Annotated in this window: 24 protein-coding genes; 18 read left to right on the top strand and 6 right to left on the bottom strand. The window is 41.2% G+C overall.

Translation table 11 applies throughout. From position 1 onward, the window contains the following. Positions 1-71: 71 nt before the first annotated feature. From ACH9UM_RS05745 to ACH9UM_RS05735, 3 genes are all read right to left on the bottom strand, one after another. Entirely contained in the window at positions 72-806 is a 735-nt protein-coding gene (locus ACH9UM_RS05745; RefSeq protein ID WP_004845727.1) for an ABC transporter permease, read from the bottom strand. Beyond that, the gene (locus ACH9UM_RS05740) at positions 803-1,654 is read right to left on the bottom strand and encodes an ABC transporter ATP-binding protein (RefSeq protein ID WP_009242243.1); all 852 of its coding nucleotides are present in this window, start codon (positions 1,652-1,654) and stop codon (positions 803-805) included. The genes ACH9UM_RS05745 and ACH9UM_RS05740 overlap by 4 nt, the downstream gene beginning before the upstream one ends. Before the next feature lie 251 nt (positions 1,655-1,905). After that, entirely contained in the window at positions 1,906-2,433 is a 528-nt protein-coding gene (locus ACH9UM_RS05735) for a DUF4854 domain-containing protein (RefSeq protein ID WP_004845729.1), read from the bottom strand. 276 nt (positions 2,434-2,709) lie between these two features. Here ACH9UM_RS05735 and ACH9UM_RS05730 point away from each other — a divergent pair, with 276 nt between their 5' ends. Both ACH9UM_RS05730 and ACH9UM_RS05725 read left to right on the top strand, forming a co-directional pair. Then, a complete protein-coding gene (locus tag ACH9UM_RS05730; protein WP_009242242.1) occupies positions 2,710-4,083 on the top strand; it encodes an MATE family efflux transporter in 1,374 nt (457 codons plus the stop codon). A 198-nt stretch (positions 4,084-4,281) separates the two neighbouring features. Beyond that, entirely contained in the window at positions 4,282-4,569 is a 288-nt protein-coding gene (locus ACH9UM_RS05725; protein WP_004845731.1) for a DUF2325 domain-containing protein, read from the top strand. 147 nt (positions 4,570-4,716) lie between these two features. Here the strand turns inward: ACH9UM_RS05725 and ACH9UM_RS05720 are convergent, their stop codons facing one another. Then, positions 4,717-5,436 carry a S1 RNA-binding domain-containing protein gene (locus tag ACH9UM_RS05720; protein WP_004845734.1) on the bottom strand — a complete coding sequence of 240 codons (720 nt, stop codon included), beginning with the start codon at positions 5,434-5,436 and terminating at the stop codon, positions 4,717-4,719. A gap of 256 nt (positions 5,437-5,692) precedes the next feature. Between ACH9UM_RS05720 and ACH9UM_RS05715 the strand changes: the two genes are divergently transcribed. The 4 genes from ACH9UM_RS05715 to galE all read left to right on the top strand — a co-directional run bounded on the left by ACH9UM_RS05715 (position 5,693) and on the right by galE (position 10,158). Continuing rightward, entirely contained in the window at positions 5,693-7,339 is a 1,647-nt protein-coding gene (locus tag ACH9UM_RS05715) for a putative manganese-dependent inorganic diphosphatase (RefSeq protein ID WP_004845735.1), read from the top strand. Between the two features lie 28 nt (positions 7,340-7,367). Beyond that, positions 7,368-7,967: a flavin reductase family protein gene (locus tag ACH9UM_RS05710; RefSeq protein ID WP_004845736.1), complete on the top strand. Its 600-nt coding sequence runs from the start codon at positions 7,368-7,370 to the stop codon at positions 7,965-7,967. Positions 7,968-8,058: 91 nt separating this feature from the next. Beyond that, complete coding sequence (locus tag ACH9UM_RS05705; protein ID WP_400092209.1) at positions 8,059-8,979, top strand: NDP-sugar synthase; 921 nt, start codon at positions 8,059-8,061, stop codon at positions 8,977-8,979. A 162-nt stretch (positions 8,980-9,141) separates the two neighbouring features. Further along, the gene (gene galE / locus ACH9UM_RS05700; RefSeq protein WP_004845738.1) at positions 9,142-10,158 is read left to right on the top strand and encodes a UDP-glucose 4-epimerase GalE; all 1,017 of its coding nucleotides are present in this window, start codon (positions 9,142-9,144) and stop codon (positions 10,156-10,158) included. Positions 10,159-10,308: 150 nt separating this feature from the next. Here galE and ACH9UM_RS05695 read toward each other — a convergent pair whose 3' ends face one another. Then, positions 10,309-10,947 (bottom strand): VanZ family protein, encoded by a 639-nt coding sequence (locus ACH9UM_RS05695; RefSeq protein ID WP_009319829.1) that lies wholly within the window; start codon positions 10,945-10,947, stop codon positions 10,309-10,311. Positions 10,948-11,257: 310 nt separating this feature from the next. Here ACH9UM_RS05695 and brnQ point away from each other — a divergent pair, with 310 nt between their 5' ends. From brnQ to ACH9UM_RS05635, 12 genes are all read left to right on the top strand, one after another. After that, complete coding sequence (gene brnQ / locus ACH9UM_RS05690) at positions 11,258-12,607, top strand: branched-chain amino acid transport system II carrier protein (RefSeq protein WP_270186948.1); 1,350 nt, start codon at positions 11,258-11,260, stop codon at positions 12,605-12,607. Positions 12,608-12,789: 182 nt separating this feature from the next. After that, positions 12,790-13,797 carry a LacI family DNA-binding transcriptional regulator gene (locus ACH9UM_RS05685; RefSeq protein WP_009242239.1) on the top strand — a complete coding sequence of 336 codons (1,008 nt, stop codon included), beginning with the start codon at positions 12,790-12,792 and terminating at the stop codon, positions 13,795-13,797. 145 nt (positions 13,798-13,942) lie between these two features. After that, positions 13,943-14,401 (top strand): PTS sugar transporter subunit IIB, encoded by a 459-nt coding sequence (locus ACH9UM_RS05680; RefSeq protein WP_004845745.1) that lies wholly within the window; start codon positions 13,943-13,945, stop codon positions 14,399-14,401. 88 nt (positions 14,402-14,489) lie between these two features. After that, positions 14,490-15,281, top strand: coding sequence for a PTS sugar transporter subunit IIC (locus ACH9UM_RS05675; protein WP_004845746.1), 792 nt, complete (start codon positions 14,490-14,492; stop codon positions 15,279-15,281). Continuing rightward, positions 15,274-16,128, top strand: a complete 855-nt coding sequence (locus tag ACH9UM_RS05670) for a PTS system mannose/fructose/sorbose family transporter subunit IID (RefSeq protein WP_009242233.1) — start codon at positions 15,274-15,276, stop codon at positions 16,126-16,128. Before ACH9UM_RS05675 ends, ACH9UM_RS05670 begins: the two co-directional genes overlap by 8 nt. Positions 16,129-16,161: 33 nt before the next feature. Beyond that, positions 16,162-16,578 (top strand): PTS sugar transporter subunit IIA, encoded by a 417-nt coding sequence (locus ACH9UM_RS05665; protein ID WP_004845748.1) that lies wholly within the window; start codon positions 16,162-16,164, stop codon positions 16,576-16,578. Beyond that, positions 16,571-18,259 carry an alpha-glucosidase gene (locus tag ACH9UM_RS05660; protein ID WP_044997935.1) on the top strand — a complete coding sequence of 563 codons (1,689 nt, stop codon included), beginning with the start codon at positions 16,571-16,573 and terminating at the stop codon, positions 18,257-18,259. The genes ACH9UM_RS05665 and ACH9UM_RS05660 overlap by 8 nt, the downstream gene beginning before the upstream one ends. Positions 18,260-18,376: 117 nt before the next feature. Beyond that, the gene (locus ACH9UM_RS05655; protein ID WP_022003021.1) at positions 18,377-19,666 is read left to right on the top strand and encodes an O-acetylhomoserine aminocarboxypropyltransferase/cysteine synthase family protein; all 1,290 of its coding nucleotides are present in this window, start codon (positions 18,377-18,379) and stop codon (positions 19,664-19,666) included. 37 nt (positions 19,667-19,703) lie between these two features. After that, the gene (gene cysK / locus ACH9UM_RS05650) at positions 19,704-20,636 is read left to right on the top strand and encodes a cysteine synthase A (protein WP_004845753.1); all 933 of its coding nucleotides are present in this window, start codon (positions 19,704-19,706) and stop codon (positions 20,634-20,636) included. A gap of 33 nt (positions 20,637-20,669) precedes the next feature. Then, complete coding sequence (locus tag ACH9UM_RS05645) at positions 20,670-21,101, top strand: RrF2 family transcriptional regulator (protein ID WP_400092202.1); 432 nt, start codon at positions 20,670-20,672, stop codon at positions 21,099-21,101. After that, entirely contained in the window at positions 21,101-21,784 is a 684-nt protein-coding gene (locus ACH9UM_RS05640; RefSeq protein ID WP_009242230.1) for a YkgJ family cysteine cluster protein, read from the top strand. Before ACH9UM_RS05645 ends, ACH9UM_RS05640 begins: the two co-directional genes overlap by 1 nt. Before the next feature lie 134 nt (positions 21,785-21,918). Continuing rightward, positions 21,919-22,368 carry a DUF5684 domain-containing protein gene (locus tag ACH9UM_RS05635; RefSeq protein ID WP_004845757.1) on the top strand — a complete coding sequence of 150 codons (450 nt, stop codon included), beginning with the start codon at positions 21,919-21,921 and terminating at the stop codon, positions 22,366-22,368. 170 nt (positions 22,369-22,538) lie between these two features. Here the strand turns inward: ACH9UM_RS05635 and galT are convergent, their stop codons facing one another. Beyond that, entirely contained in the window at positions 22,539-24,029 is a 1,491-nt protein-coding gene (gene galT / locus ACH9UM_RS05630; RefSeq protein ID WP_004845758.1) for a UDP-glucose--hexose-1-phosphate uridylyltransferase, read from the bottom strand. Positions 24,030-24,218 lie beyond the last annotated feature (189 nt).

The raw sequence follows: 24,218 nt of genomic DNA, 5'->3' as shown, positions 1-24,218 counted from the left end.
TGTCGTATTCGGCTTTTTTGCTGTTTTAATTTTGGTTTTGCACTTGAATTTCTATGCTCTGTATTTTGCATCTACTTTTCAAATCCGTTTTTTCGATATAAGATCAGAAAAAGCGCTGCTGACAAAAAGGCTTCGACAGACAGGACGATGATGCCGGACAAATGGATCGGAGCTTTCCCGGCGCTGATTGCAGATATAGCATTAAGGGCAATTCCGGTGAAGAGAAGATTTGAGATCTTTTCTAAAATGCTGCTGAATCCGGACAACATCGGAACCATCATAAATATAATGAGCGCAGGCGTAGTGATCGTACTTGCGGATACTTGGGTTTTGGCATAAATACCGAAGATCATGCCGACGACAGATGCAATGAAAGTGCAGACTGTCGTAATGATAAGATATGCGCCCCATTGGGATCCGGAAAGTGTAAGCTGTACGATGAAAACACATAAAACATTTACGGCTGTGGATAAAATTATAACCGGTATAATGCTTCCGAGAAAAAATTCAAGTCCGTTTACTGAAGAAGTCATCAGTGTCCGAAGCGTATTTTTTTCTTTTTCTTCCGCAAGAGCGGCTGCAGTACAGTATACGCTCATGGAAATATTCATCAGAACGCCGAGCGAAAGCGCGTAGCCGTCCATGTTGATCTTTCCGTCAGCGATGGATCGGTACAGTATTTTCATAAGAAAAGTAAATCCGAGGGAAAAGATCGGCATGATGATAAAGTTTTTGCTCATGAGAGTTCTCATTTTCATTTCTGTGACGGCAGATAGTTTTCTGAAATGGATTGCTGTTATTTTCATTGAAGATTCCTCCCTGTTGTGTCTAAAAATACAGTTTCAAGAGTAGGTTCACATGAATGGATCGTTTCAAGCTGTCCGCTGTTCATCCATTGTGCGATTTGCCCGGTTGTTTTCTCGTTTTGTAAGAGAAGGTGAGTTGTGCCGTCAGTAAGGCGGACGCGGTATTTTTTGATCTGATTATGTTTTAAGCAGATTGCCTGCGGTGAGCCATATTCGACAATAACGCCGTCATTTAAAAGAGCAACATTGTCACAAAGTTTCGCCGCTTCTTCCATATTGTGGGTTGTGAGAAAAATAGCCATTCCCTCATTTTTTAATTCCATCAGAAGTTTATGTATTTCATTAGAGGCAGATGGATCAAGTCCGTTTGTAGGTTCATCCAGAAAGAGTACTTTCGGACGGTGAAGGATCGCTCTTGCCAAAATGAGACGCTGTCTTTGTCCTTTGGAAAGTTTTCCCGCCATTTTTTTTCGGTGTTCGTACAATCCGATCCGTTTTAATAAGAGATCGATATTTTCGGAAGGAACATTTAAAATTCGTGCAAAATATTTTAGATTGTCATAAAGGTTCATTCGCTCGTAAACGCCGCTGGAATCGGTGACAATACCAATCTGCTCATAAATCCGTTCGTTGATTTTATCGCATTCAATGCCGAGGATCTCTGCGTTTCCGGATGTAGGTTTAAGCTGTCCGGTGAGGATTTTGATCGTTGTTGTCTTTCCGGCGCCGCTAGGTCCGAGAAAACCGAGGATTTCGTTGCTGTTTAAAACAGCGTTTATGTCTTTTAAGACGAAGTCTTTATTGAATTTTTTTGAAAGATGTCGGATCGAGATATATTGTTGTTTCAATTAATTCACTCCTTTGCATATACTGTACTTATCTGACAGGTACAGTATACATATAAATGTGCTTTCTGTCAATATCTGATATATACAGATTTTTAAAATAGCGTTTTAGACAAAAGAATTGTTTTCAGAGCGGAACATGCCGGCACGAAAAAAGAACCTTTGAAAAATGATGTTTCAAAGGTTCTTTATCAGGCTGTCGTTCTGCAGCTTTTGTATTTAATTAGTATATAATGTTGGTTTTTGGTTAAAGATTAACCGGCAAATTCCTGAGCTACGATCTCAGCTCCCGTATTGTCAAGGTAACGAACAACAACAACCGGATTTTCTACTTCTACTGCGGCTTTCAGAGAAGAAGCAACTGATTCAAATGTAGAAGCCTGAGATTGAAGAGAGGACTCCAAAGTGGACGGATCCGCTGCGAGAGCCGCTGAAAGATCAGCGTCTTCAATCGTGAAGTTGTAGATCAGTTTGTTATCTTCTGCTGTAAGGTTAAGTGCGATTCCGCTTCCTTCAAGAGATGCAAGCTGTGTTTCGAGCTGCTGCTGCATAATGTCGGAATTTACGAAATCTTCCAGTGTTTTAAACTTTCCTGTAACAGCAGCATCGTCATTATCTTCTGCATCGTCTTTTGCGTCGTCTTTTGCATCATCTTTTGCTGTGTCCTCAGTTTTCGGCTCATTCTTTTTTGAATCATTGTCAGATTTGCCACATGCACTTACTGCAAATGTGAGCATGATCACGCACATAATAAGCGAGATCTTACGGATTAAATTTTTCATAGTTTTTCCCTCCTAAGGTGTATTCGGTAAAATTACCATGAGCGTATTATATCATATGGAGACATAAGAAGATATCCGGCATATGTACCAATTTTTAAGATGTATTTTGTACATGAATATTATCAAGTTAATGCTTTACAATGACAAAATTAAGTGTATAATAAAAGGTCGGATAAATTTTATCGGCAGAATGAATTAGGGATGCATTTTATGCAATATCAGGCGCGATCGTTTGATAAGTACATGCAAACAGAAGAGAGAAGGGGGAAAAGAAAAATGGTGAAAACAAAAGATGCAGTCAATGATATGACAGTGGGAACCCCGGCAAAATTGATTATCCAGTTTATGATTCCTGTTTTTCTGGGGAATATATTTCAACAGTTTTACAATATTGCAGATTCGATTGTAGCAGGACAATTTATCGGAGTGAAAGCTCTGGCGGCTATCGGAAGTACCGGATCGCTGATGTTTTTTGTGACGGGCTGGCTTAACGGACTAAGCAGCGGATTTGCAATTCTTGTTTCACAGTGGTTCGGTGCAAAACAATATGATAAAATGCGGCATTACGTGGCGATGTCGGTTTATCTGGCAGGCGGATGTGCCGTTCTTATGACGGCGGGACTTTTGATCGCGAATGAGCCTATTTTACGGATGATGAATTATTCTGCGGAAATCATGCCTGAAGTAAAGCAGTATATGGGGATTATTTATGCAGGTTTGATCGTGACTGCCGCATATAATTCACTGGCGGCTTTTTTGCGTGCGATAGGCGATTCAAAATCTCCGCTGTATTTTCTTATTATATCTGCGGTAATTAATGTAGCTCTTGATGTAGTGTTTATCGTCGTATTCGGAATGGGTGTGGAAGGATGTGCCTATGCGACGGTCATTGCACAGGCAATTTCTGCGTTGTTATGTTTTATTTATATTGTGAAAAAGTTTCCTATTTTGCATTTGACAAAATCAGATCGAAAGATTTCTTTTCAAAGTTTCGGGCGTCTTCTTTCACTTGGCATTCCGATGGGGCTTCAGTTTTCAATTACGGCGATCGGAACGATTATCGTTCAGGGAGCGGTTAATGTATATGGTGAAACGTACATGGCAGGTTTTTCGGCTGCAGGGAAACTGCAAAATATGATTATGACGGTGTTCGTTGCATTTGGAGCTACAGTCGCTACTTATGTAGGACAGAACCGCGGAGCAGGGAGAATGGACCGGGTAAAGTCGGGGGTGAGATGCACACAGGTCATGATATTAGTCTGGAGTGTGATCGCAATGGCAGCCGTTTGTTTTGGCGGAAAATATATGACATGGCTGTTTATCGATCCGTCTGAGACAGAAGTTGTCAATGTGTCTGTATTATATTTTCGTACGGTGTTTTGGTGTTATCCGTTTTTGGGAAGTATTTTTTTATACCGGAATACGCTTCAGGGAATGGGATATGGACTTGTTCCCATGCTGGGAGGTGTTTTTGAACTTGCAGCAAGAAGTGCGATTGTTATGGCGGCTGCCGGAAGGACAACTTTTCAGGGAGTGTGTCTCGCCGATCCGGCGGCATGGATCGCTGCGCTGATTCCACTTGTGCCATATTATTTTTATACGATGCGGAAATGGAAGACTACAGAGACAAAAATACAAAAGCAGATATAAAGTAGGATTTTGAAATTGATAAAAGAAAAATGAGAAATATTATCAAAAACACTTGAAATACAGAGAAAAATCATGTATGATATATGAAAGTAGTTAGCCGCAACTAACCAAAAAACAGAAGCAATGTTGTGTCATAGTATTTTCTGTGAATGGAGATCATACGTGAAGGATTCAGAAAAATATTTCAGGAGGTTGGCGATGAGTGTTGTGATCATAGGCGGACATGACCGAATGGTATGTCAGTACAAACAGATATGTAAACAGTTTAAGTGTAAGGCGAAAGTGTTTACTCAGATGTCGGCGGCGATGAGTAAGCAGATAGGAAGCCCGGATCTGATCGTTCTTTTTACGAACACGGTATCACACAAAATGGTACGCTGTGCGGTAGAAGAAGCCGGACGATGCAATGCGGAGGTTGTCAGATGCCATACAAGCAGTAAAAACGCATTGGAAGAGATACTGGGGAATATATGTGTGCAGGGGTGAGCTTTTTAGATGTCCGTGGAGATATTTCAGAAAGAAAGGCGGAAGCTGTAAAGAAAACAAGGTTATGGCAATACAACGGTACAGGCGGCAAAGAATTTTTCAAACAAATTCTTTGCCGCCTGTACCGTTGTAAATAAGAGATATGATTTATAATTGAATATTTTTGAAAAGATCACCGAGATTTGTTCCGATATTTTCACTTTTCGGGATAACAACTTTTTCTGTCGGTTCTTCTTTTACTTCTTCAAGCGCTTTCATACTAAGGCTTATTTTTCCGTCTTTGATTCCGATTACTTTTACAGTGACTTTGTCTCCGGCATTTAAAACATCGGAAGGCAATTTTACACGCTTTTGTGAAATCTGTGAAACGTGTACAAGACCGGACAGACCGTTGTCAAGTTTGATGAACGCGCCGTAATTTTGTAAAGTCTCGACTGTTCCTTCTAAAACTTCTCCGATTTTCAGGTTGGCAATCTGATCTTCCCGCGCTTTCTTTTCTTTTTCTTTTAAAAGTTCTCTTGCGGAAAGGACGAGACGGTTATTTGCCTGGTCAGCGTCAATTACCTGTACTTCTATTTCTTTCAGAAGATAAGTTTCCAGATCTTCGATATAGGAAAGGGAAAGTTTAGAAGCAGGAACAAATCCACGCAGTCCTTCGATCATCACGATTACTCCGCCATTTACAACGCCTTCTACTTTTACAGGAAGAACTGTTTTTTCTTCCATATATTTTGTGACGAGATTCCACGGATTGGCATCGTCGAAATGATCTTCGTAGTCAGCCATCGTTTCTGTTGTGGAAGCAGCAGCTTCCTCTGTTTTGCAGTCATTATCTGTCTGCATTGGTTCTTTCATTTCTTCGCTCATTGTGCAGCACCTCTGTTTCTTTTTTATATAGAAAGAGTATACCACAGATGGAGGAGAAAAAACAATATTTTGAAAGTAGAGAAGAATGGTATTTTTATTCTTAATTTTTCTTGACTATATTGTTTATTGTGCTCTTGCAGAAGAATGAGATTTATGTATATAATAATGCAGTTATGGATGAAAAATGTTTTTATCGATAAGCATAGAATCTTTTCAGATTATTGATGTTGGATGAAGAAAGCGAGAGTAAAAATATATGAGTAGACAGAAAGATAAAATATATGTTGTCGGCCATAAAAATCCGGATACAGATTCCATATGTTCCGCGATTGCATACGCCGCATTAAAAACAAAATTGACAGGTCACGCTTATGAGCCGCGCAGAGCCGGACAATTAAATGAAGAAACACAGTATGTTCTTGAAAAATTCGCAGTGAAACCTCCGAAGCTTTTGTCTGATTTAAGAGAACAGATCAAAGATGTTGAGTTGAAAGAAGTAGAAGGATTGACAAGTAACTCTTCAATCCGCACAGCGTGGGAAACGATGCGGGAGCTGAACATTCATACACTTCCGGTTGTAAGAGACGGCAGTTTGGAAGGGGTTATTACGATCGGTGATATTGCCAAGACATATATGGATGTTTATGATAGTATGATTTTATCAAAGGCAAGGACTCAGTATAGAAATATTGCCCGTGCAGTAGATGGGGAAGTGATCACCGGAAATGAGCATAGCTATCTGTTAAACGGAAAAGTAGTGATCGCAGCTTCAAGCAGGATTCTCATGTCGGATTTTATAAGCAGAGACGACCTTGTGATCATGGGAGACAGAAAGGATGCACAGCAGTGTGCGGTAGATATGGAAGCAAGCTGTATGGTCGTCTGTCAAAACGCTTCGATTTCAGAAGAGATTATTAAACAGGCGGAAAAAAAGCAGATTGTGATCATAAGGACGCCTCATGATACTTTTACTGCGGCGCAGCATATCAATCAGAGCATTCCGGTCAAATATTTTATGACAAAAACGAATCTGGTTACATTCAAAATGAAGGATTATGTTGATGACGTAAAAGAAGTGATGGCGCGAAAACGGTTCAGAGATTTCCCGATTGTTGACGGAAACGGGAAATTATTAGGACTGATCTCAAGACGACGGTTATTGAACGTAAGAAAAAAACAAGTGATTCTTGTCGATCATAATGAGAAAAGCCAGGCTGTGGACGGAGTGGAAGAGGCAGAAGTAATGGAGATCATCGATCACCACAGACTGGGCAGTATTCAGACAATGGGACCTGTATTTTTCCGTAATCAGCCGGTGGGATGCACTGCGACGATCGTCAGTCAGATGTATGAAGAAAACGGAGTTGAAATAGATCCGACAAACGCCGCGCTCCTTTGTTCCGCTATTATTTCCGATACGTTGATGTTCCGCTCTCCGACCTGTACGCCTTTGGATGAAAACACAGCGAGGAAACTGGCTCAGACTGCGGGCGTCGAGATTGAAATTCTGGCGCAGGAAATGTTTCGTGCAGGAAGTAATTTGAAAGGGAAAAGCGCTCAGGATATATGCTTTCTTGATTTTAAAAAATTTACGGTCAACGAGACTGTGTTCGGAGTAGGACAGGTGAATTCAATGAGTTCCGACGAACTGGAAGGAATCAAAAAGAAAGTAAAGCCGTATTTGGAGAAAGCGTGCGCAGACAGCGGGGTAAATATGATCTTTTTTATGTTGACAAATATTTTGACAGAATCATCGGAACTTCTTTGCGGCGGTCCGGAGGCAAAGGAAAAAATATTAAATGCATATGATTTGCCGGAAGACACGGATACGATCATGCTAAAAGGAGTAGTATCAAGGAAAAAGCAGCTTGTTCCGACGCTTGTCAGCGTCCTGCAGCAATAATAAAACGGAAAAAGAGAGGAAGGATAAAATGTCCAGACAAATATGGAAACCGGGAAACATGCTTTATCCGCTTCCGGCGGTGATGGTCAGTACCGCAGATAAAGAAGGAAACAGTAACATAATTACGATTGCATGGACGGGAACCGTATGTACGAATCCGGCGATGGTATATATTTCTGTTCGTCCGGAGCGCTATTCTTATCATATGATAAAAGAAAGCGGGGAGTTTGTGATCAATCTGACGACAGAAAAATTGACAAAAGCGACAGATTACTGTGGAGTTCGTTCGGGAGAGAATGTAGATAAGTGGAAAGAATGTCGTCTTACGCAAGGAAAAGCATCATCTCTTGAATTTGCTCCTATTATAGAAGAAAGCCCGGTAAATATTGAATGTAAAGTAAAAAAAATGGAGGAGCTTGGAAGTCATCATATGTTCCTTGCAGAAGTGACTGCAGTTCAGGTGGATGATTCATATATGGATGATAACGGAAAATTTATGCTGAATAATACGGGATTGATTGCCTATTCTCACGGGGAATATTTATCTCTGGGAGAGAAGCTTGGTCAATTCGGATATAGTGTGAGAAAAAAGAAAAAGCAGACAAAGAAAAAATCCGGAATGAAATAACGTCAGGTGGACGTTCTTTGATGAATGTGGTATCCTTATTTCAGATGACAGAAAATGATAAGATTAAGATTTAAGTATGAGGTGATTTAAGATGAAGAAACCGGTATTGGTGATTATGGCAGCGGGAATGGGAAGCAGATACGGCGGATTGAAACAGATCGATCCGATCGATAAAGAAGGTCATATTATTATGGATTTTTCTATTTATGATGCAAAGCGCGCCGGATTCGAGAAAGTCGTTTTTATTATTAAAAAGGAAAACGAGACGGACTTTAAAGAAGCAGTCGGAAAACGGATTGAGAAAGTAATGGATGTAGCTTATGTGTACCAGGAACTGACAAACATTCCGGACGGATTTGAGATTCCGAAAGACCGTGTAAAACCGTGGGGAACAGCTCATGCGGTGTTAAGTGCGATCGATGAGATCGACGGATCGTTTGCTGTGATCAATGCAGATGATTATTACGGACGGCATGCGTTTCAGACAATTTACGATTATTTGACGACCCATGAAGACGACGACAAGTATCGGTATACGATGGTTGCATACCGTTTGAAAAATACTGTGACAGATAACGGACATGTGGCAAGAGGTATCTGCGGGTTAAACGCATCGAATGAACTTGTAAGCGTTACGGAAAGAACCCGTATTGAAAAGAGAAATAACGGCATTGAATATTCGGAAGATGACGGACAGACATGGAACGAAATCGATCCGGATACACTTGTATCAATGAATATGTGGGGATTTACGAGAAGTATTCTAGAAGAGATCAAAACGGGATTTCCGGCATTTTTAGAGAAAGGATTGAAAGAAAATCCTTTAAAATGTGAATATTTTCTCCCGGCGGTTGTAAGTGATCTTTTAGCAGAAGACCGCGCTGCAGTGAAAGTACTTGAGTCCGAAGATAAGTGGCACGGAGTTACTTATAAAGAAGATAAGCCGGTCGTCGTAGAAGCGATACAGTCTCTGAAAGATTCGGGCTTATATCCGCAGCATTTGTGGGATTAGTCTTAATGCAACATTTTTACTATAAGATGATATAAAAATATAAAGCTATTTTGTAGGATGAGTGGTAAGATGTGCATGTAAAATAAAACGGCAGTAAAAAGGAAAACTGCAATAGACAGAACCTTGAACGGTATCTGAAATATTTACGAGGAGGAAACAGATATGTCAATCTTAGTAACAGGCGGCGCCGGATTTATCGGCAGCCATACATGTGTGGAATTGTTAAATGCAGGGTATGATGTGGTCATCGTAGATAATTTATATAACGCATCGGAAAAAGCGGTAGATCGCGTGAAAGAGATCACAGGAAAAGATCTGAAATTTTATCAAGTAGATATCCGCGACAGAGAAGGGCTTAATGAAGTGTTCGACAAAGAAGATGTAGAGTCGGTAATTCATTTTGCCGGACTTAAAGCGGTAGGGGAGTCTGTGCAGAAGCCTCTCGAATATTATGAAAACAATATCGGAGGAACGATCACTCTTTGTGATGTGATGAGAAGTCATGGAGTAAAAAACATTATTTTCAGTTCTTCGGCAACAGTATACGGGGATCCGGCATTTATTCCGATCACGGAAGAGTGTCCAAAGGGTGTGTGTACAAATCCATATGGATGGACAAAATGGATGTTAGAGCAGATTTTGACAGATCTTCATACGGCAGATCCGGAGTGGAACGTAGTGCTTCTTCGCTATTTCAATCCGATCGGAGCGCATAAAAGCGGTATGATCGGAGAAGATCCGAAAGGAATTCCGAATAACCTGATGCCATATATTACACAGGTGGCGATCGGAAAACTGGAGTGTCTTAGCGTATTTGGAGACGATTATGACACACATGACGGAACAGGGGTGCGCGATTATATCCATGTAGTCGATCTTGCGATAGGTCATGTGCGCGCAGTAGAGAAGCTGAAGGAAAAAGACGGTGTTTCGGTATATAATCTCGGTACAGGAAACGGACAATCCGTATTAGATATGGTAAAAGCATTCGGAAAAGCGTGCGGAAAAGAGATTCCATATGTAATTAAACCGCGCCGTGCAGGCGATATTGCAACATGCTACTGCGATGCGTCCAAAGCAAAAAAGGAACTTCACTGGGAAGCAGAGCGTGGATTAGAAGAAATGTGTGAAGATTCGTGGAGATGGCAGAGCCAGAATCCGAATGGATATGCAGAGTGAAAATAAGCATGATAATCAACAGAAAATAGAAATAACAAGTTAGAAATAACAAGTATGTCCGCGGGAAATTTTTCTTTTCTGCGGACATACTTGCATGTAGGCAAAGAAAAGCATTAAAAATACGTTTTCTTCTGATCTGATAAAATGCATTTAAAATCCGTACAACAATTTTGCAAATCCCATTTCATGGAAGAAAAAGAAACGTCCGGCAAAGAGGATGAAAATGTAGAGCGGAAGTTCCAAGACAGGATAAGAAAAATCATTTAACTTATTATGAAGTCTGGTTGGCATCAGTTTCTTGAATGATTTATATATTAAGAATCCGATAATCGCTCCTAAAGTATTCATAATAAGGTCGTCGATATCGGTTCGTCGGTTATTTAATAACTGGCTTATTTCGATCAGTATGGAAAAAGAAAATCCTGCAAGGGCGGTTAGGTGCAGCGATCTCATTTTTTTCCAGATTAAAGGGATCAAAAACCCAAACGGAATGAACAGGATGATATTCAAAATATATCCGACCATATCGATTCCCGCAGAAAAGGGGATAGGATTAATGTGGGAAATTTCTGTTTGGAAGCGATACAAAAATGCATCCCATAAAGTGCCGGTTCCTGTGACGTGATATACACATACGATGTAGACGGCAAAAAGAAATAAAAGCAGGCCGGGCAGAAGATGTGTTTTTTCTCCGCCCTTTTTCTGTTTGTGCGAAAGAAAAATAAAGGCAGCCGAAAAAGGAAGGATCGAAGCCGCAAATTCATAGGTATAAAAAATTAAAGTTTCCATAGAGTTTCTCCTTTATATATGTTTTAAAAGGCTGTTGGGAGTTGTGAAAAAGCAAGTTCGCCTAAGTGTTTGTGTTTCGTTAAAAGTATAAAATAAGTATATCATCGAAAATAAGAAGATTGTGGGAATTGCGGGAATATTAAGGAATATTAAGGAAAGCTTAAATAAAACTGGCGAATCGGAAGTGTATATGATACACTGGATGTATTCTTGATAAAAAATGTACAGTAAAGGCGTTTGCCGCATCGGAACGAAATAGATGTAATGGGAGAAATATTTATAGTATTCAGACGTATAAGGCAGGTGGAACATGAAAAAGAATCTTACATTTAAAGAGTTGATATTTGTTGCAAGTATGTTGTTTGGGATGTTTTTTGGCGCGGGAAATTTGATCTTTCCGATATTTATGGGACAGCTTGCAGGCCATCATGTGTGGGCGGCATCGGCAGGTTTTCTGATCACAGGTGTCGGGCTTCCGCTTCTTGGTGTGGCGGCGCTTGGCGTCAGCCAGAAAGACGGACTTTTGGAATTAAGCAGTCAGATCGGCAGAAAATACGGAGTTTTCTTTACGTGTCTTTTGTATTTGACGATCGGGCCTTTTTTTGCAATCCCAAGATGCGCTACGGTTTCGTTTACAGTTGGAATAGAGCCGTTTATTTCAGACGGCGGGAAGATGGCAGGATTGGGAATATTCTCTTTTGTATTTTTTGCCGTTGTATTGTTTTTTTCATTGAAGCCGGGACAGATCTTAACGTGGATCGGGAAAATACTGAATCCTCTGTTTTTAATTTTGTTGAGTATTTTTGTTATTCGGGCGCTTTTTTCACCGGCCGGAAATATGAGTAAGATCGAGGCATCCGGCGCATATGTGTCCGGCGCCTTTTCAACCGGTCTGCTGGAAGGGTATAATACGATGGATGCTCTGGCCGGGCTTGCTTTCGGAATTATTGTTGTTAATGTAATCAGAAGCCTTGATATAAAGGAGTCGGGAGCAGTGGCAAAAAATACGATAAAAGCAGGCGTTTTCAGCTCATTATTAATGGCGCTTATCTATGTTTTGGTTGCGGTTGTCGGTGCGCAGAGCCGCGGGGTGTTTCCTGTGGCGGCAAATGGAGGAGAGACATTTGCGATCGTTTCCGAATACTATTTCGGAAAGCCGGGTCAGATTATATTAGCGCTGATTTTTGCGGTGGCATGTTTGAAAACAGCGATCGGCCTTGTTACAAGCTGTGGGGAGACGTTTGAAAAGATATTTCCGAACGGACCTTCTTATCGTGTGTGGGCAGTGATTTTTTCTCTTCTTTCTTTCTTGATCGCAAATGTAGGACTTGATGCGATCATTGCATATTCTCTTCCTGTTTTGATGTTCTTGTATCCGCTGGCAGTGACACTTATTTTGCTTACTTTATGCGGAAAGCTGTTTGGGAATGACAGAAGAATATACAGTTGGGTGACAGCGTTTACGGCTGCAGCGGCGATTTTAGATTTTGTGAAAGCTTTGCCAAAAAATTCGGATGTAATCGTGAAACTTCAGGAGATGCTCGGTGCGGTATCAAAGATGCTTCCGATGTCGAAGTATGGTTTTGGATGGGTGTGTCCGGCTTTGGTTGGATTGATGATCGGTCTGGTCCTTCAAAAGATACGAAAGAATAAAAGATAAGTTTTATGAAAGATAAAAAATCAAAAACCTATTCGTTAAAACTACCAAATTTCATTTGTGGATTTTGGATGTTTTGACAAATATGAAAACGATACCAAAAATGCGATTGACAAATGACGAAAGTGAGTATATTGTAAAGACATAAACAAGAAAACAAAGAGAAAAGTGAGGTGGAAAAAGTTTTGGCAACGATATCAGATGTTGCTCGGCTGTCAGGAATGTCAGTTTCAACTGTCTCAAGAGTTATCAATAACAAACCTCATGTTTCGGAGGAAAAGAGACAGAAGATACTGGAGGCTATGGACGCTCTTGGGTATAGTCCGCTTCAGGCGGCAAGACAGTTAAGAGGTTCGGGCTCCGGGAATATAGCGGTAGTTGTTCCTACTATCACAAATAACTTTTTCGCACAACTGGTCGATTCAATTGAGAAAACTTGCAGACAGTATCATTACCGAACATTGATCGTGCAGACTTACGGAGAAAAAGAAAGTGAAGAAAGCGCAATGAATCTTCTGAAGATGCAGCATGCTGACGGAGTGATTTTATGTGCGATAGAGAATGACTGGGATAAGTTGAAATCATATGGCGAATATGGAAAACTTGTCGTCTGCAATGAATATAATCAGGACAAGGAAATTTCGATGGTATGCGGCAGACAGTATGAAGGGTTTTATAAAGCTTCGAAATATCTTTTGGAAAAAGGATATCGAAAGATTGCATATTGTACAGGAACAAGAGCAGTGACCCTTCAGGATAAAGGAATTAATATCGACAGCGATCGCTATAGAGGATATATGGACGCGCTTGCTCAAAGCGGAATTGCGGCAAATACGGCATGGCTGTTTTCGGGAGTGAGGGAAATGGAAGACGGGCGAAAGATTATGCGGAAGATTTTGGAACTTTCCGAAAAACCGGATGCGGTAATTGCCGGAAGTGATGAGGTTGCGGCAGGCATGGTGATGGAAGCGCTGAAGAATGGTGTAAAAATACCACAGGATATTGCGATTATGGGAGTAGATGATCAGCCATTGGCATCCTATCTCCAGATTCCGTTAACAACGATATGGCAGCCTGTACAGGATGAAGGCCGATGTGCGGCAAAAGAAATGGTTCGTCAATTAAAAGGTGAATCAGAAGGAATAAGAAGAAAAGAGTTGGATTTGAAGCTGATAGTCAGACAGTCGGCATAAATCGGACAGAAACCGGTATGAAAATAGAACCGGTTTTTAAAAACAAAAAATTGGTAACGATACCAAACGAAAAACAGAGACGTATTTGTAAACGAAAAACACAAATAAAGAAACTAAAAATGATTAAAAAAGAGGAGGAACAAAAATGGTAGTATTAGCAAGAATTGATCAGCGTTTGATTCATGGGATTATCGTAAATCAATGGGCGCCGGCGCTTCAGGTGAAGAGATTTATGGTTGTAGACGACATTCTTTGCAGCAATGAAGAGGTAAAAGCGAGTATGAGAATGGCGAAGCCGGCAGGAACGGGAGTATCGGTGATTTCGGCAGAGACGGCGATTGCTAATTTTAAAGCAGGGAAATATGACGGTCAAAGAGTTTTTGTCCTTGTAAAAGAACCGGAAACTTTAATCCGTCTGATTGAAGGCGGCGTAGAGATACCGAAAGTTGATCTTGGGATTATGTTTAATGAAGACGGAAGAACTCCTATTTCTAAATTTATTGCATTAAATGAAAAAGAAAAAGAGGATCTTGAAACGATCAAGGGAAAAGGAATACCGGTTGTGATTCAATATGTTCCGACAGATGCAGAAGAGGCATATTAAGAAACAAGAGATTCGGATAAAAGAGATATGTTTAATGTGATGAGATTTTTCGGAATCGGATTGTTAAAGAGAGATTGAGGTGAAAGATATGGAAGTAATACAAAATATTTTGATCGTGATTTTGGCAGGATATATGACGGTTGACCAGAACGGACCGGTTGTTTTGTCATGGTTTTCGGTAATTGTAGGAATGATATCAGGTTTGATCATGGGCGATATGAATACAGGTCTTATGATCGGAGGAACATTCCAGTTGATGTCGCTTGGCGTTGCAGCTTTGGGAGGAGCATCTGCTCCGAATTATGGTTTGGCGACGATTATAGGAACGTTTATTGCCGTGAGAACCGGAACAGGAGTCGATGCAGCGATTGCAGTCGGACTTCCGGTAGGGCTTCTGGCAATCCAGTTGGAAGTAGTTGTAAGAATTATTTTAAACTTTGTCGCTCATAAGATGCAGACAGATAATAATGAAGGAAAATGGAAAACAATGAACATGGAAGCGTGGATTGGACCGATTCTTTGTTCTTTGCAGACAATAATCCCGACAGTGATCGTAGTATGCTTCGGAGCTAATGTCGTGGAACTGATCTTGGAAGTTATTCCGGAGTGGGTGACAAACGGTCTTTCGATTGCGGCAGGTATGCTTCCTGTAGTCGGTATCGGAATGTTGATGAGATATATGCCGGTTAAGAAATTCCTTCCGTTTATTTTGGTCGGATTTGTTCTGTCCGCATATTTGGGAGTACCGGTTCTTGGAATTGCGATTATAGGATTTGCGGCAGCATTTTGGTATTTTACAACAGAGATTAATAAAGCGGATGCAGTGACGATGGCAGCAGCAGAACATGCCGATGAGATGGGAGATGATTTTGATGAGTAATGAAATGAACAAAGAAATGAGTCAGGGAACGGATGTACAGACAGAAGAACGTTATCAGGTGACAAAGCGTGATCTGAGAAAAACAGCTGCAAGATATAACTTTATGGCATGCAATATTTTTAATTATGAATCACAGATGGGTCCGGCAATCGCGTGGGCAATGGCGCCTGTGCTTAGAAAGATTTATAAAAAAGACGACGAATATAAAATGGCATTAAATAATCATTTTAATTACTTCAACTCTACGACAGTTATGTCCAGTATGATTCTCGGGGCAACGCTTGCGGTGGAAGAAAAAGATGGAATTGCGGCAAAAGATACGGTTCAATCTTTGAAAACGAGTTTGATGGGACCGTTTGCAGGAGTGGGCGATACTCTTGTATGGGTGTTGTGGCCGACGATCATCGGATCGATATCAGGATATATGGCACAGCAGGGGAATCCTCTTGGCGCGATTATTTGGCTTTTGTGCAATATCGCATTTTGGTTTGTAAAATCAAAGATGTTCCAGATCGGATATACGTCAGGAACAAAGTTGATCACAAATTTAGGAAAACGTCTGACAGTATTTACAGAGGCGGCATCTATCATGGGCTTAAGCGTAGTCGGAGCGCTGATTGCTACTTCTGTAAAAATAACGACAGCTTTGAATTTTAAAGTAGGCGAAGTGGCATTGAACTTACAGACGGATATTTTGGACAAGATCATGCCGTCTCTTCTTCCGGTCCTGTTGACTCTCCTTGTATATAAATTACTTGGGAATAAAAAATGGACAGCTACAAAATTGATCCTTCTTATTATTGTAATTTCACTTGTATGTGCGTTTTTTGGGATTTTAACTGTATAAAAAGTATGATGACTGGAAAGGAAGGAGAATCATATGAAACGAATTTTGATAATAGCATCTCATGAGAAGATGGCGGATGGGATGAAAGATACATTGAATTTTATTTCCGGAGGGATACAGGAAACGATCGCATTGTCAGCTTATGTGGACAATCGTCCGGTAGAAGAAGCGGTTGACGAAGTGATGGACGGATTCGAGGGGGAAGATGAAGTTGTTGTATTGACGGATTTAATGGTCGGAAGTGTAAATCAAAAGTTTTTTAAATACCGTACGAGACCGCATACACATATCGTAAGCGGTATGAATCTGCCTCTTGCATTTCAAATTGCTATGGAACCGCAAGGGAAGTATATTACGGAAGAGAGAATGAAAGAAATAATTGAGACGGCAAAAGAAGAACTGAAATACGTAAATGAGGTTTCAAATGACGAGGATGAGGAAGATGAATAATCAGACAGCATGGTGGAAAAAAAGCGTGGTATATCAAATATATCCGAAAAGCTTCTATGATTCGGACGGTGATGGATTTGGGGACTTGAACGGAATCAGAGAAAAACTGTCGTATCTTGAAAAGCTGGGAGTAGATGTGATCTGGCTGAATCCGATTTATGAATCACCGCAAGTTGATAATGGGTATGATATATCGAACTATAAAAAAATAGAGCCGCAGCTTGGGACGATGGAAGATTTTGACATGCTGCTAAAAGAGGCTCATGAAAAGGGAATCCGCATCATTTTGGATCTTGTTGTCAATCATACATCGGACAAACATCCGTGGTTTACAGAAGCAAAAAAAGGGAAAGAAAATCCATATCATGATTATTACATATGGAAAGATACGATCCCGAATAACTGGGGATCAAGCTTTGGCGGACCTGCATGGGAGTATGTAGAAGAGACAGCGCAGTATTATCTTCATCTGTTTGCAAAAGAGCAGCCTGATCTAAACTGGGAGAACCCTAAAGTCCGGAAAGAAGTACAGGAGATTCTTCGCTTTTGGCTGGAAAAAGGGATTGACGGATTTCGGATGGATGTAATCACTTTGATTTCAAAAGATCCGGCTTATCCCGATGGTCCGGTGATTCAAAACAAAGCATACGGAAGTTATTATGCAGGCTGTGCAAGCGGTCCGCGCGTCCATGAATATCTACAGGAAATGAATCGGGAAGTGTTGAGCAAATACGATATTATGACTGTAGGAGAAGCTCCTCATACAAGTGCAGACGAGGCGGCGCCTTATACAGCTTCGGATCGGCATGAACTGAATATGGTCTTTCATTTTGATCATATGCATCTTGATTATGATGAAAATGGAAAATATGCTAAAAACCGCGTGAAATTGACAGATTTAAAAGAAGTGATGACGAAATGGCAGGATACAATGCATGAATGTGACGGTTGGAACAGTCTTTACTGGAGCAACCATGATCAGGCAAGGGCGGTATCTCGTTTCGGAAATGAATCAGAACCGTATCGTGTTAAATCGGCGAAAATGCTGGGAACGATCCTTCATATGATGCAGGGAACTCCGTATATTTATGAGGGAGAAGAACTGGGGATGACAAATGCTCATTTTGAGTCTATAGATGAGTACAAAGATGTGGAAGCGCTTGATATTTTTCGGGATTTTACGGAAAGAAAAGGTTTTTCCGAGAAAGATACATTGGAACTTCTCGGCTTGAAATCAAGGGACAATGCGAGAACTCCGATGCAGTGGGATAATACGGTCAATGCCGGGTTTACAGAAGGAACTCCGTGGATCGGAGTGAATAAAAACTGTAAGGAGATCAATGTGGAACAGTGTCTTGCAGATCAGGATTCGATTTTTTACTATTATCAAAAACTGATTCAGCTTCGCCATGAAATGCCGATTATTACAGATGGGGTATATGAGCTTTTGGATAAGGAAAATGAAAGCGTATATGCATATCTTAGAAAGGGAGAAAAGGAGACGCTTCTCGTAGTCGGAAACTTTACGGATAAGACGATCAATTATCATATAGAAGAAAAGGTGCAGGCTAAGAAAAGCAGACTTTTGATTTCAAATTATAACGCGGCGGAGACGTTTGAAAGAGATTTGTCGTTAGAGCCATATGGGGCATGCGTATATTTGCTGGAAGCAGAGAAATAAGGAAATAATTTTTCCTTATAATGAAAAAAATGAAAAAACTCTTGACGAGGTTGGTGTTAAGTGATATCTTAATACCAACCTTTTTAGTAGGTAAAAAAACAGAAAGGAAGATAAGATATGGCAGATTATAAATTCGACACAATTCAGTTACATGCAGGACAGGAACGTCCGGACCCGGCGACAGATGCGAGAGCAGTTCCGATCTATGCAACGACATCATATGTTTTTCACGACTGTGCCGATGCCGCGGCAAGGTTTGGTCTTCAGGCAGAAGGAAATATTTACGGCAGGCTGACAAACTCGACGCAGGAGGTATTTGAAAAAAGGATCGCGGCGCTGGAAGGCGGTTCAGCGGCTCTGGCGGTTGCTTCGGGAGCTGCAGCGATCACATATACGCTTCAGGCATTGGCGCAGAACGGCGGTCACATCGTTTCGCAGAAAACAATTTATGGCGGAAGTTATAATCTGCTGGCGCATACGTTGCCGAATCTCGGAATTACGGCAAGTTTTGTAGATATCCATGATCTGGAAGCGGTAGAACGTGCAATTACAGAGCAGACAAAAGCGCTCTATATCGAGACGCTCGGCAATCCCAACTGTGATATTCCGGATATGGATGCACTGGCAGAATTAGCTCACAAATATCAGATCCCTCTTGTGGTGGATAATACGTTTGGAACGCCGTATTGGATTCGGCCGATCGAACATGGAGCGGATATTGTCGTACATTCTGCCACAAAGTTTATCGGCGGGCACGGAACAACACTTGGAGGCGTTATCGTTGATTCGGGAAGATTTGACTGGAAAGCTTCGGGAAAGTATCCGGCTATTACAGACCCAAATGACAGCTATCATGGAGTTGTGTTTTCGCAGGCGGCTCCGGGCGCGGCGTTTGTGACATATATCCGGGCGGTGATCCTGCGTGATATGGGCGCGGCAATCTCTCCTTTTGCTGCATTTCTTTTGCTTCAGGGAACAGAAACGCTCTCCCTTCGTTTGGAACGTCATGCCGAAAATACGAAAAAAGTGATCGAATACTTGAATCACCATCCCCTTGTTGAAAAAGTGAATCATCCGCTTCTGGCGGATCATCCGGATCATGATTTATACAAGAAGTTTTTCAAAAATGGCGGAGGTTCTATTTTTACATTTGAGATTAAGGGAGGAATAAAAGAAGCGCACGAGTTTATCGATCATTTGGAAATATTTTCTCTTTTGGCAAATGTTGCGGATGTCAAAAGTCTTGTGATCCATCCGGCAACAACAACCCATTCTCAGCTTAACGCACAGGAACTGCAGGAGCAGGGAATCCGGCAGAATACGATCCGTCTTTCAATCGGAACGGAACATATCGACGATATTATCGCAGATTTGGAAAAGGGATTTGCATCTGTTGAAAAACTGTGAGAAAATAAAATTGAAACATGAAAAAGGAGATAATAATATGTCTAAGATTTATACATCAGCCGATCAGTTGATCGGAAAAACACCACTTATGGAACTGACCCATATTGAAAAAGAACATGGGCTGAAAGCAAAAATCCTGGCAAAATTGGAATATTTTAATCCGGCAGGCTCTGTAAAGGATCGAGTAGCGAAAGCGATGATAGATGAGGCTGAAAAAAGCGGAAAATTAAAGAAAGATTCTGTTATTATCGAACCGACGAGCGGGAATACAGGAATCGGTCTTGCGGCTGTTGCAGCGGCAAGAGGATACCGCATTATTATAGTGATGCCGGAAACGATGTCGGTAGAACGCAGGCAGATCATGAAAGCATATGGCGCGGAACTCGTGTTAAGTGACGGAGCGAGAGGAATGAAAGGTGCGATTGAGAAGGCGGAAGAATTGGCAAAAGAACTTCCGAACAGCTTTATCCCGGGTCAGTTTGTAAACCCGGCGAATCCACAGGCTCATCGGGACACGACGGGCCCGGAGATCTACGAAGATACAGATGCGAAGGTCGATATCTTTGTGGCGGGAGTAGGAACAGGAGGTACCCTGACCGGAGTCGGAGAATATCTGAAATCGAAAAAGAAAGACGTGGAGATCGTGGCTGTTGAGCCGAAGTCGTCGGCAGTTCTTTCAGAAGGAATTCCGGGAGCGCATAAAATTCAGGGAATCGGGGCAGGATTTGTTCCGGAAATTTTAAATACAAATGTTTATGACGAGATTATCGCAGTTTCGGACGAAGATGCATTTGCCACAGGAAAAATGATCGGACAAAGAGAAGGTATTCTTGTCGGCATTTCATCCGGAGCAGCGGTTTGGGCGGCAATAGAGCTTGCAAAACGCAGCGAGAATGAAGGAAAGACGATCGTAGTGCTTCTGCCTGATACGGGGGATCGCTATTTGTCGACACCGATGTTCGCGGATTGACTTTCAAAAAGCATGAGAAAGGAGAAGTGCTGAATGTTGATCTCCACAAAAGGAAGATATGCTTTAAGAGTGATGATCGATCTTGCACAGAATAAAGAGTCCGGGCATGCCGCGATGAAAATCGTGGCTGCCCGGCAAGGTATTTCTTTGAAGTATTTAGAAAGGATCTTGCCGGTGCTGACAAAAAACGGATTAATAGAAGGCGTTCACGGAAAAGGCGGCGGGTATCGTCTCTGCCGTGAACCAAAAGAATATAAGGTCGGAGAAATCCTTCGTCTTACGGAGGGAAACCTTGCTCCGGTCTCATGCCTGGAATGCAATGCACCTGTCTGTGAAAGAAAAGATCAGTGTCACACAATTGGAATGTGGACTGATTTTCACAAAATGATCAATGATTATTTTGATGGTATCACACTGGAAGATTTGATGCATAGAAATACAGAGTTATCAGAGGATGAGAAGTAATGAAACGAAATATTGATTTGAATGAAATATCAGACGGGCGTCTCTATTCGTCCGGAGATATGGTAAAAGCGGATTGTCATGACTGTGCGGGGTGTTCCGCATGCTGCAGAGGAATGGGTGACTCGATCAAATTAGATCCTATGGATATATGGCGGCTTAAAAAAGGGGTCGGAAAAGAATTTACGGCTTTGATGGAACAGGAAATTGAGCTGGGGATTGTAGACGGTATGATATTGCCGAACGTGCGGATGACGCCGGAAGGAGATGTCTGTCCGTTTTTAGATGTGTATGGCAGATGCAGCATACATGCATATAGACCGGGTATCTGCCGTCTGTTTCCTCTTGGCAGATATTATGAAGAAAACGGAATAAAATATTTTATCCAGATCCATGAATGTGCGAGAAAGGAACGTGGTAAGATAAAAATAAAAAAATGGCTCGGAATTGCAAACTTGAAAGCGTATGAGGACTATATATGGAAGTGGCATGGATTTCTGAAAGATTGTGAAAATGCGATCTTCGGGCTGGATGATAAAAACAGAAATATATTGACTCTATATGTGCTGAGGAGCTTTTTTGAGGCGCCATATCGGGCTGATGATGAAAACGGATTTTATGAAGAGTTTTCTGTAAAAATGGAAGAAGTGAGAAAAAAACTGGATGGCTTGAAAGATTTTTCGTAAAGCGCTTTAAAATAGAAAAAATGTTCTCTTGTAGTTTTGATTGTAAAGAAGTATAATGGGAATAAATTTATGGATAACGCTTCCTGAAAGTATCTCATGGAAGCGATCCGGACAGGAAAACAGGAGGTTTCGATATGGCTTGGGCAATATTTTCTATGCTATTTCTCGCGATCGGAGGAGTGGTCTATGGCGCTGCGGCATTAATCTGGTTTGCGTTGACGATTCTCGCAAACTGGCTGATGTTTATGAAAGCGGGAGAGGCCGGTTGGAAGTCTATAATTCCGGTATATAATACATATACGGCTTATAAGATCGCGTGGACTCCGAATATGTTTTGGATTTATTTCATATTTACAGTGTTGGAAAGTATATTTTCCAGTATTTCAGGCGGAGATTTCTGGTCGTTTTCGGGATTTCTGGGAGGTCTGTGCGGACTGGTAACGATCGTTTTGTCTGTGTTTTATTGTGTGAATCTGGCGAAAAGCTTCGGAAAAGGACTTGGGTTTACGATCGGACTGATTTTCCTTGAGCCGATTTTTGTTATGATGATCGCTTTCGGATCAGCCCGATATCAGAAATATTAAAATGTCTTGTTTTTTATAAGTGAAAGGCGTGTTATGAAAAGAGGCTGTGAAATAACAGTCTCTATGGAAAAAGAGGACCTTTCGTTCAAAATGAACGAAAGGTCCTCTTTTTTACTCCCTTTCCGAAGGGGATATATTGCCAAAGGAGAAGTTTATCAGAGGTATATCCATCAGAGTGTGGAAATGAAACGTTTAAAGGCTTTAATTCCTTCATCTGTGCATTTATATACACCTGCGTCTTCGAGTACTTTGCAAAATACTTTTCCGACTTCCTGTTCCAAAATCTGTTCGATATTTTCTTCTGTAACATTGTCGTACTCTGATAGAAAGGCATCTGTCCAGTCTGCGTGTTTTGCAATTTGATCATTGCTTCGGATGTCTTTTTTCTCTATGATATATTCTTTTAGAAGTTCCATCTCTCCTTTGAGTCTTGCAGGAAGAACGGCGAGACCCATTACTTCTATCAGACCGATGTTTTCTTTTTTGATATGGTGAAGTTCTTCGTGCGGATGATATACTCCGAGAGGATGTTCTTCTGTTGTAATGTTGTTGCGAAGCGTCAGATCAAGTTCATACATACCGTCTTTTTTTCTGGCGATCGGGGTGATCGTGTTGTGTAAAACCCCGTCTGTTTCTGCAAATATAAATGCTTCCTCGTCTGTATAAGTACGCCATTTTGAAAGAATATGATCTGCAAGGTCGATAATCTGTTCCGTATTTTCTCCTCTCAGACGGATAACAGAAAGGGGCCATTTGACGATTCCCGCTTCCACGTCTTCATATCCCGGCACAGTAAAGTTTTCGATGATCGGAGCTTTGGCCATGGCGAAAGTATAATTTCCGCCCTGGAAATGATCATGGCTTAAGATAGAGCCGCCGACGATCGGAAGGTCTGCGTTCGATCCAAGGAAGTAGTGTGGAAATAGTTTAATAAAATCAAACAGTTTGGCAAATGTATTTCTGTCTATCTTCATCGGAACATGTTCGCCGTTAAATACGATGCAGTGTTCGTTGTAATAAACGTAAGGAGAATACTGGAATCCCCAGCTGCGTCCCTGGATCGTGATCGGGATGATGCGGTGGTTCTCTCTTGCAGGATGGTTGGAACGTCCGGCATAGCCTTCGTTTTCCATGCAGAGCTGACATTTTGGATAGGAAGCGGATTTCGCTTTTCCTGCAGCGGCAATCGCTTTCGGATCTTTTTCCGGTTTGGAAAGATTGATCGTAATGTCAAGTGTGCCGTATTTGGTTTCGACTGTCCATTTTCGATCTTTTTTGATGCGGTAGCGGCGGATATAGTCACTGTCCTGACTTAATTTATAATAGTAAGAGGTGGCTTCCTCAGGAGAAATGTTATATTTTTCCTGAAATTCTTTTTGGATCTGTGAAGGACGCGGCATCAGACAGTTCATGATTTTTGTGTCAAAAAGATCACGGTATGTAATGCTGTCTTCTATAATTCCCCGTTTTACGGCCTCGTCAAGAAGATCTTTGAGAATTTCCTCAAGATCACGGTTGTCGGAAGTACATTCGATGTCTTCGTAGTTGTCTTCATGAAAGAGTTCAAGAAGAAGATTTGTTGTGTAAACACGTTCGCATTCGGGAGTAAGACCGGTATCTATCCCATATTGCACTAATTTTTTGATTGATTCATAAAGCATGATCGGACTCCTTTTTTCTGTTTTTTGTTAATTAATTTGTGGAAAGTTTTTTATTTTCTCGAAATTTTCTGTCTATAGTATAGGATGAAAGCAGTGAAAAGGTCTATAAAAAATCCGTGCGAATCCATGTAAAAATGTTGCATTTATAATAAGGGAAAGTTTATAATGGATATAGTTTGATGATCGGGA

The sequence above is a fragment of the Mediterraneibacter torques genome, assembly GCF_044591705.1.
GTDB classification, from domain to species: domain Bacteria; phylum Bacillota; class Clostridia; order Lachnospirales; family Lachnospiraceae; genus Mediterraneibacter; species Mediterraneibacter torques.
Note: the sequence above shows the minus strand (reverse complement) of the source record. Positions and strands in the feature narration are given on the sequence as shown.

Excerpts from the sequence above, each read along its gene's own strand:
- ACH9UM_RS05745 (WP_004845727.1), bottom strand. The coding sequence starts at position 806 with ATGAAAATAACAGCAATCCATTTCAGAAAACTATCTGCCGTCACAGAA.
- ACH9UM_RS05735 (WP_004845729.1), bottom strand. The coding sequence starts at position 2,433 with ATGAAAAATTTAATCCGTAAGATCTCGCTTATTATGTGCGTGATCATG.
- ACH9UM_RS05730 (WP_009242242.1), top strand. The coding sequence starts at position 2,710 with ATGGTGAAAACAAAAGATGCAGTCAATGATATGACAGTGGGAACCCCG.
- ACH9UM_RS05725 (WP_004845731.1), top strand. The coding sequence starts at position 4,282 with ATGAGTGTTGTGATCATAGGCGGACATGACCGAATGGTATGTCAGTAC.
- ACH9UM_RS05720 (WP_004845734.1), bottom strand. The coding sequence starts at position 5,436 with ATGAGCGAAGAAATGAAAGAACCAATGCAGACAGATAATGACTGCAAA.
- ACH9UM_RS05715 (WP_004845735.1), top strand. The coding sequence starts at position 5,693 with ATGAGTAGACAGAAAGATAAAATATATGTTGTCGGCCATAAAAATCCG.
- ACH9UM_RS05710 (WP_004845736.1), top strand. The coding sequence starts at position 7,368 with ATGTCCAGACAAATATGGAAACCGGGAAACATGCTTTATCCGCTTCCG.
- ACH9UM_RS05705 (WP_400092209.1), top strand. The coding sequence starts at position 8,059 with ATGAAGAAACCGGTATTGGTGATTATGGCAGCGGGAATGGGAAGCAGA.
- galE (WP_004845738.1), top strand. The coding sequence starts at position 9,142 with ATGTCAATCTTAGTAACAGGCGGCGCCGGATTTATCGGCAGCCATACA.
- ACH9UM_RS05695 (WP_009319829.1), bottom strand. The coding sequence starts at position 10,947 with ATGGAAACTTTAATTTTTTATACCTATGAATTTGCGGCTTCGATCCTT.
- brnQ (WP_270186948.1), top strand. The coding sequence starts at position 11,258 with ATGAAAAAGAATCTTACATTTAAAGAGTTGATATTTGTTGCAAGTATG.
- ACH9UM_RS05680 (WP_004845745.1), top strand. The coding sequence starts at position 13,943 with ATGGTAGTATTAGCAAGAATTGATCAGCGTTTGATTCATGGGATTATC.
- ACH9UM_RS05675 (WP_004845746.1), top strand. The coding sequence starts at position 14,490 with ATGGAAGTAATACAAAATATTTTGATCGTGATTTTGGCAGGATATATG.
- ACH9UM_RS05670 (WP_009242233.1), top strand. The coding sequence starts at position 15,274 with ATGAGTAATGAAATGAACAAAGAAATGAGTCAGGGAACGGATGTACAG.
- ACH9UM_RS05665 (WP_004845748.1), top strand. The coding sequence starts at position 16,162 with ATGAAACGAATTTTGATAATAGCATCTCATGAGAAGATGGCGGATGGG.
- ACH9UM_RS05660 (WP_044997935.1), top strand. The coding sequence starts at position 16,571 with ATGAATAATCAGACAGCATGGTGGAAAAAAAGCGTGGTATATCAAATA.
- ACH9UM_RS05655 (WP_022003021.1), top strand. The coding sequence starts at position 18,377 with ATGGCAGATTATAAATTCGACACAATTCAGTTACATGCAGGACAGGAA.
- cysK (WP_004845753.1), top strand. The coding sequence starts at position 19,704 with ATGTCTAAGATTTATACATCAGCCGATCAGTTGATCGGAAAAACACCA.
- ACH9UM_RS05645 (WP_400092202.1), top strand. The coding sequence starts at position 20,670 with ATGTTGATCTCCACAAAAGGAAGATATGCTTTAAGAGTGATGATCGAT.
- ACH9UM_RS05640 (WP_009242230.1), top strand. The coding sequence starts at position 21,101 with ATGAAACGAAATATTGATTTGAATGAAATATCAGACGGGCGTCTCTAT.
- ACH9UM_RS05635 (WP_004845757.1), top strand. The coding sequence starts at position 21,919 with ATGGCTTGGGCAATATTTTCTATGCTATTTCTCGCGATCGGAGGAGTG.
- galT (WP_004845758.1), bottom strand. The coding sequence starts at position 24,029 with ATGCTTTATGAATCAATCAAAAAATTAGTGCAATATGGGATAGATACC.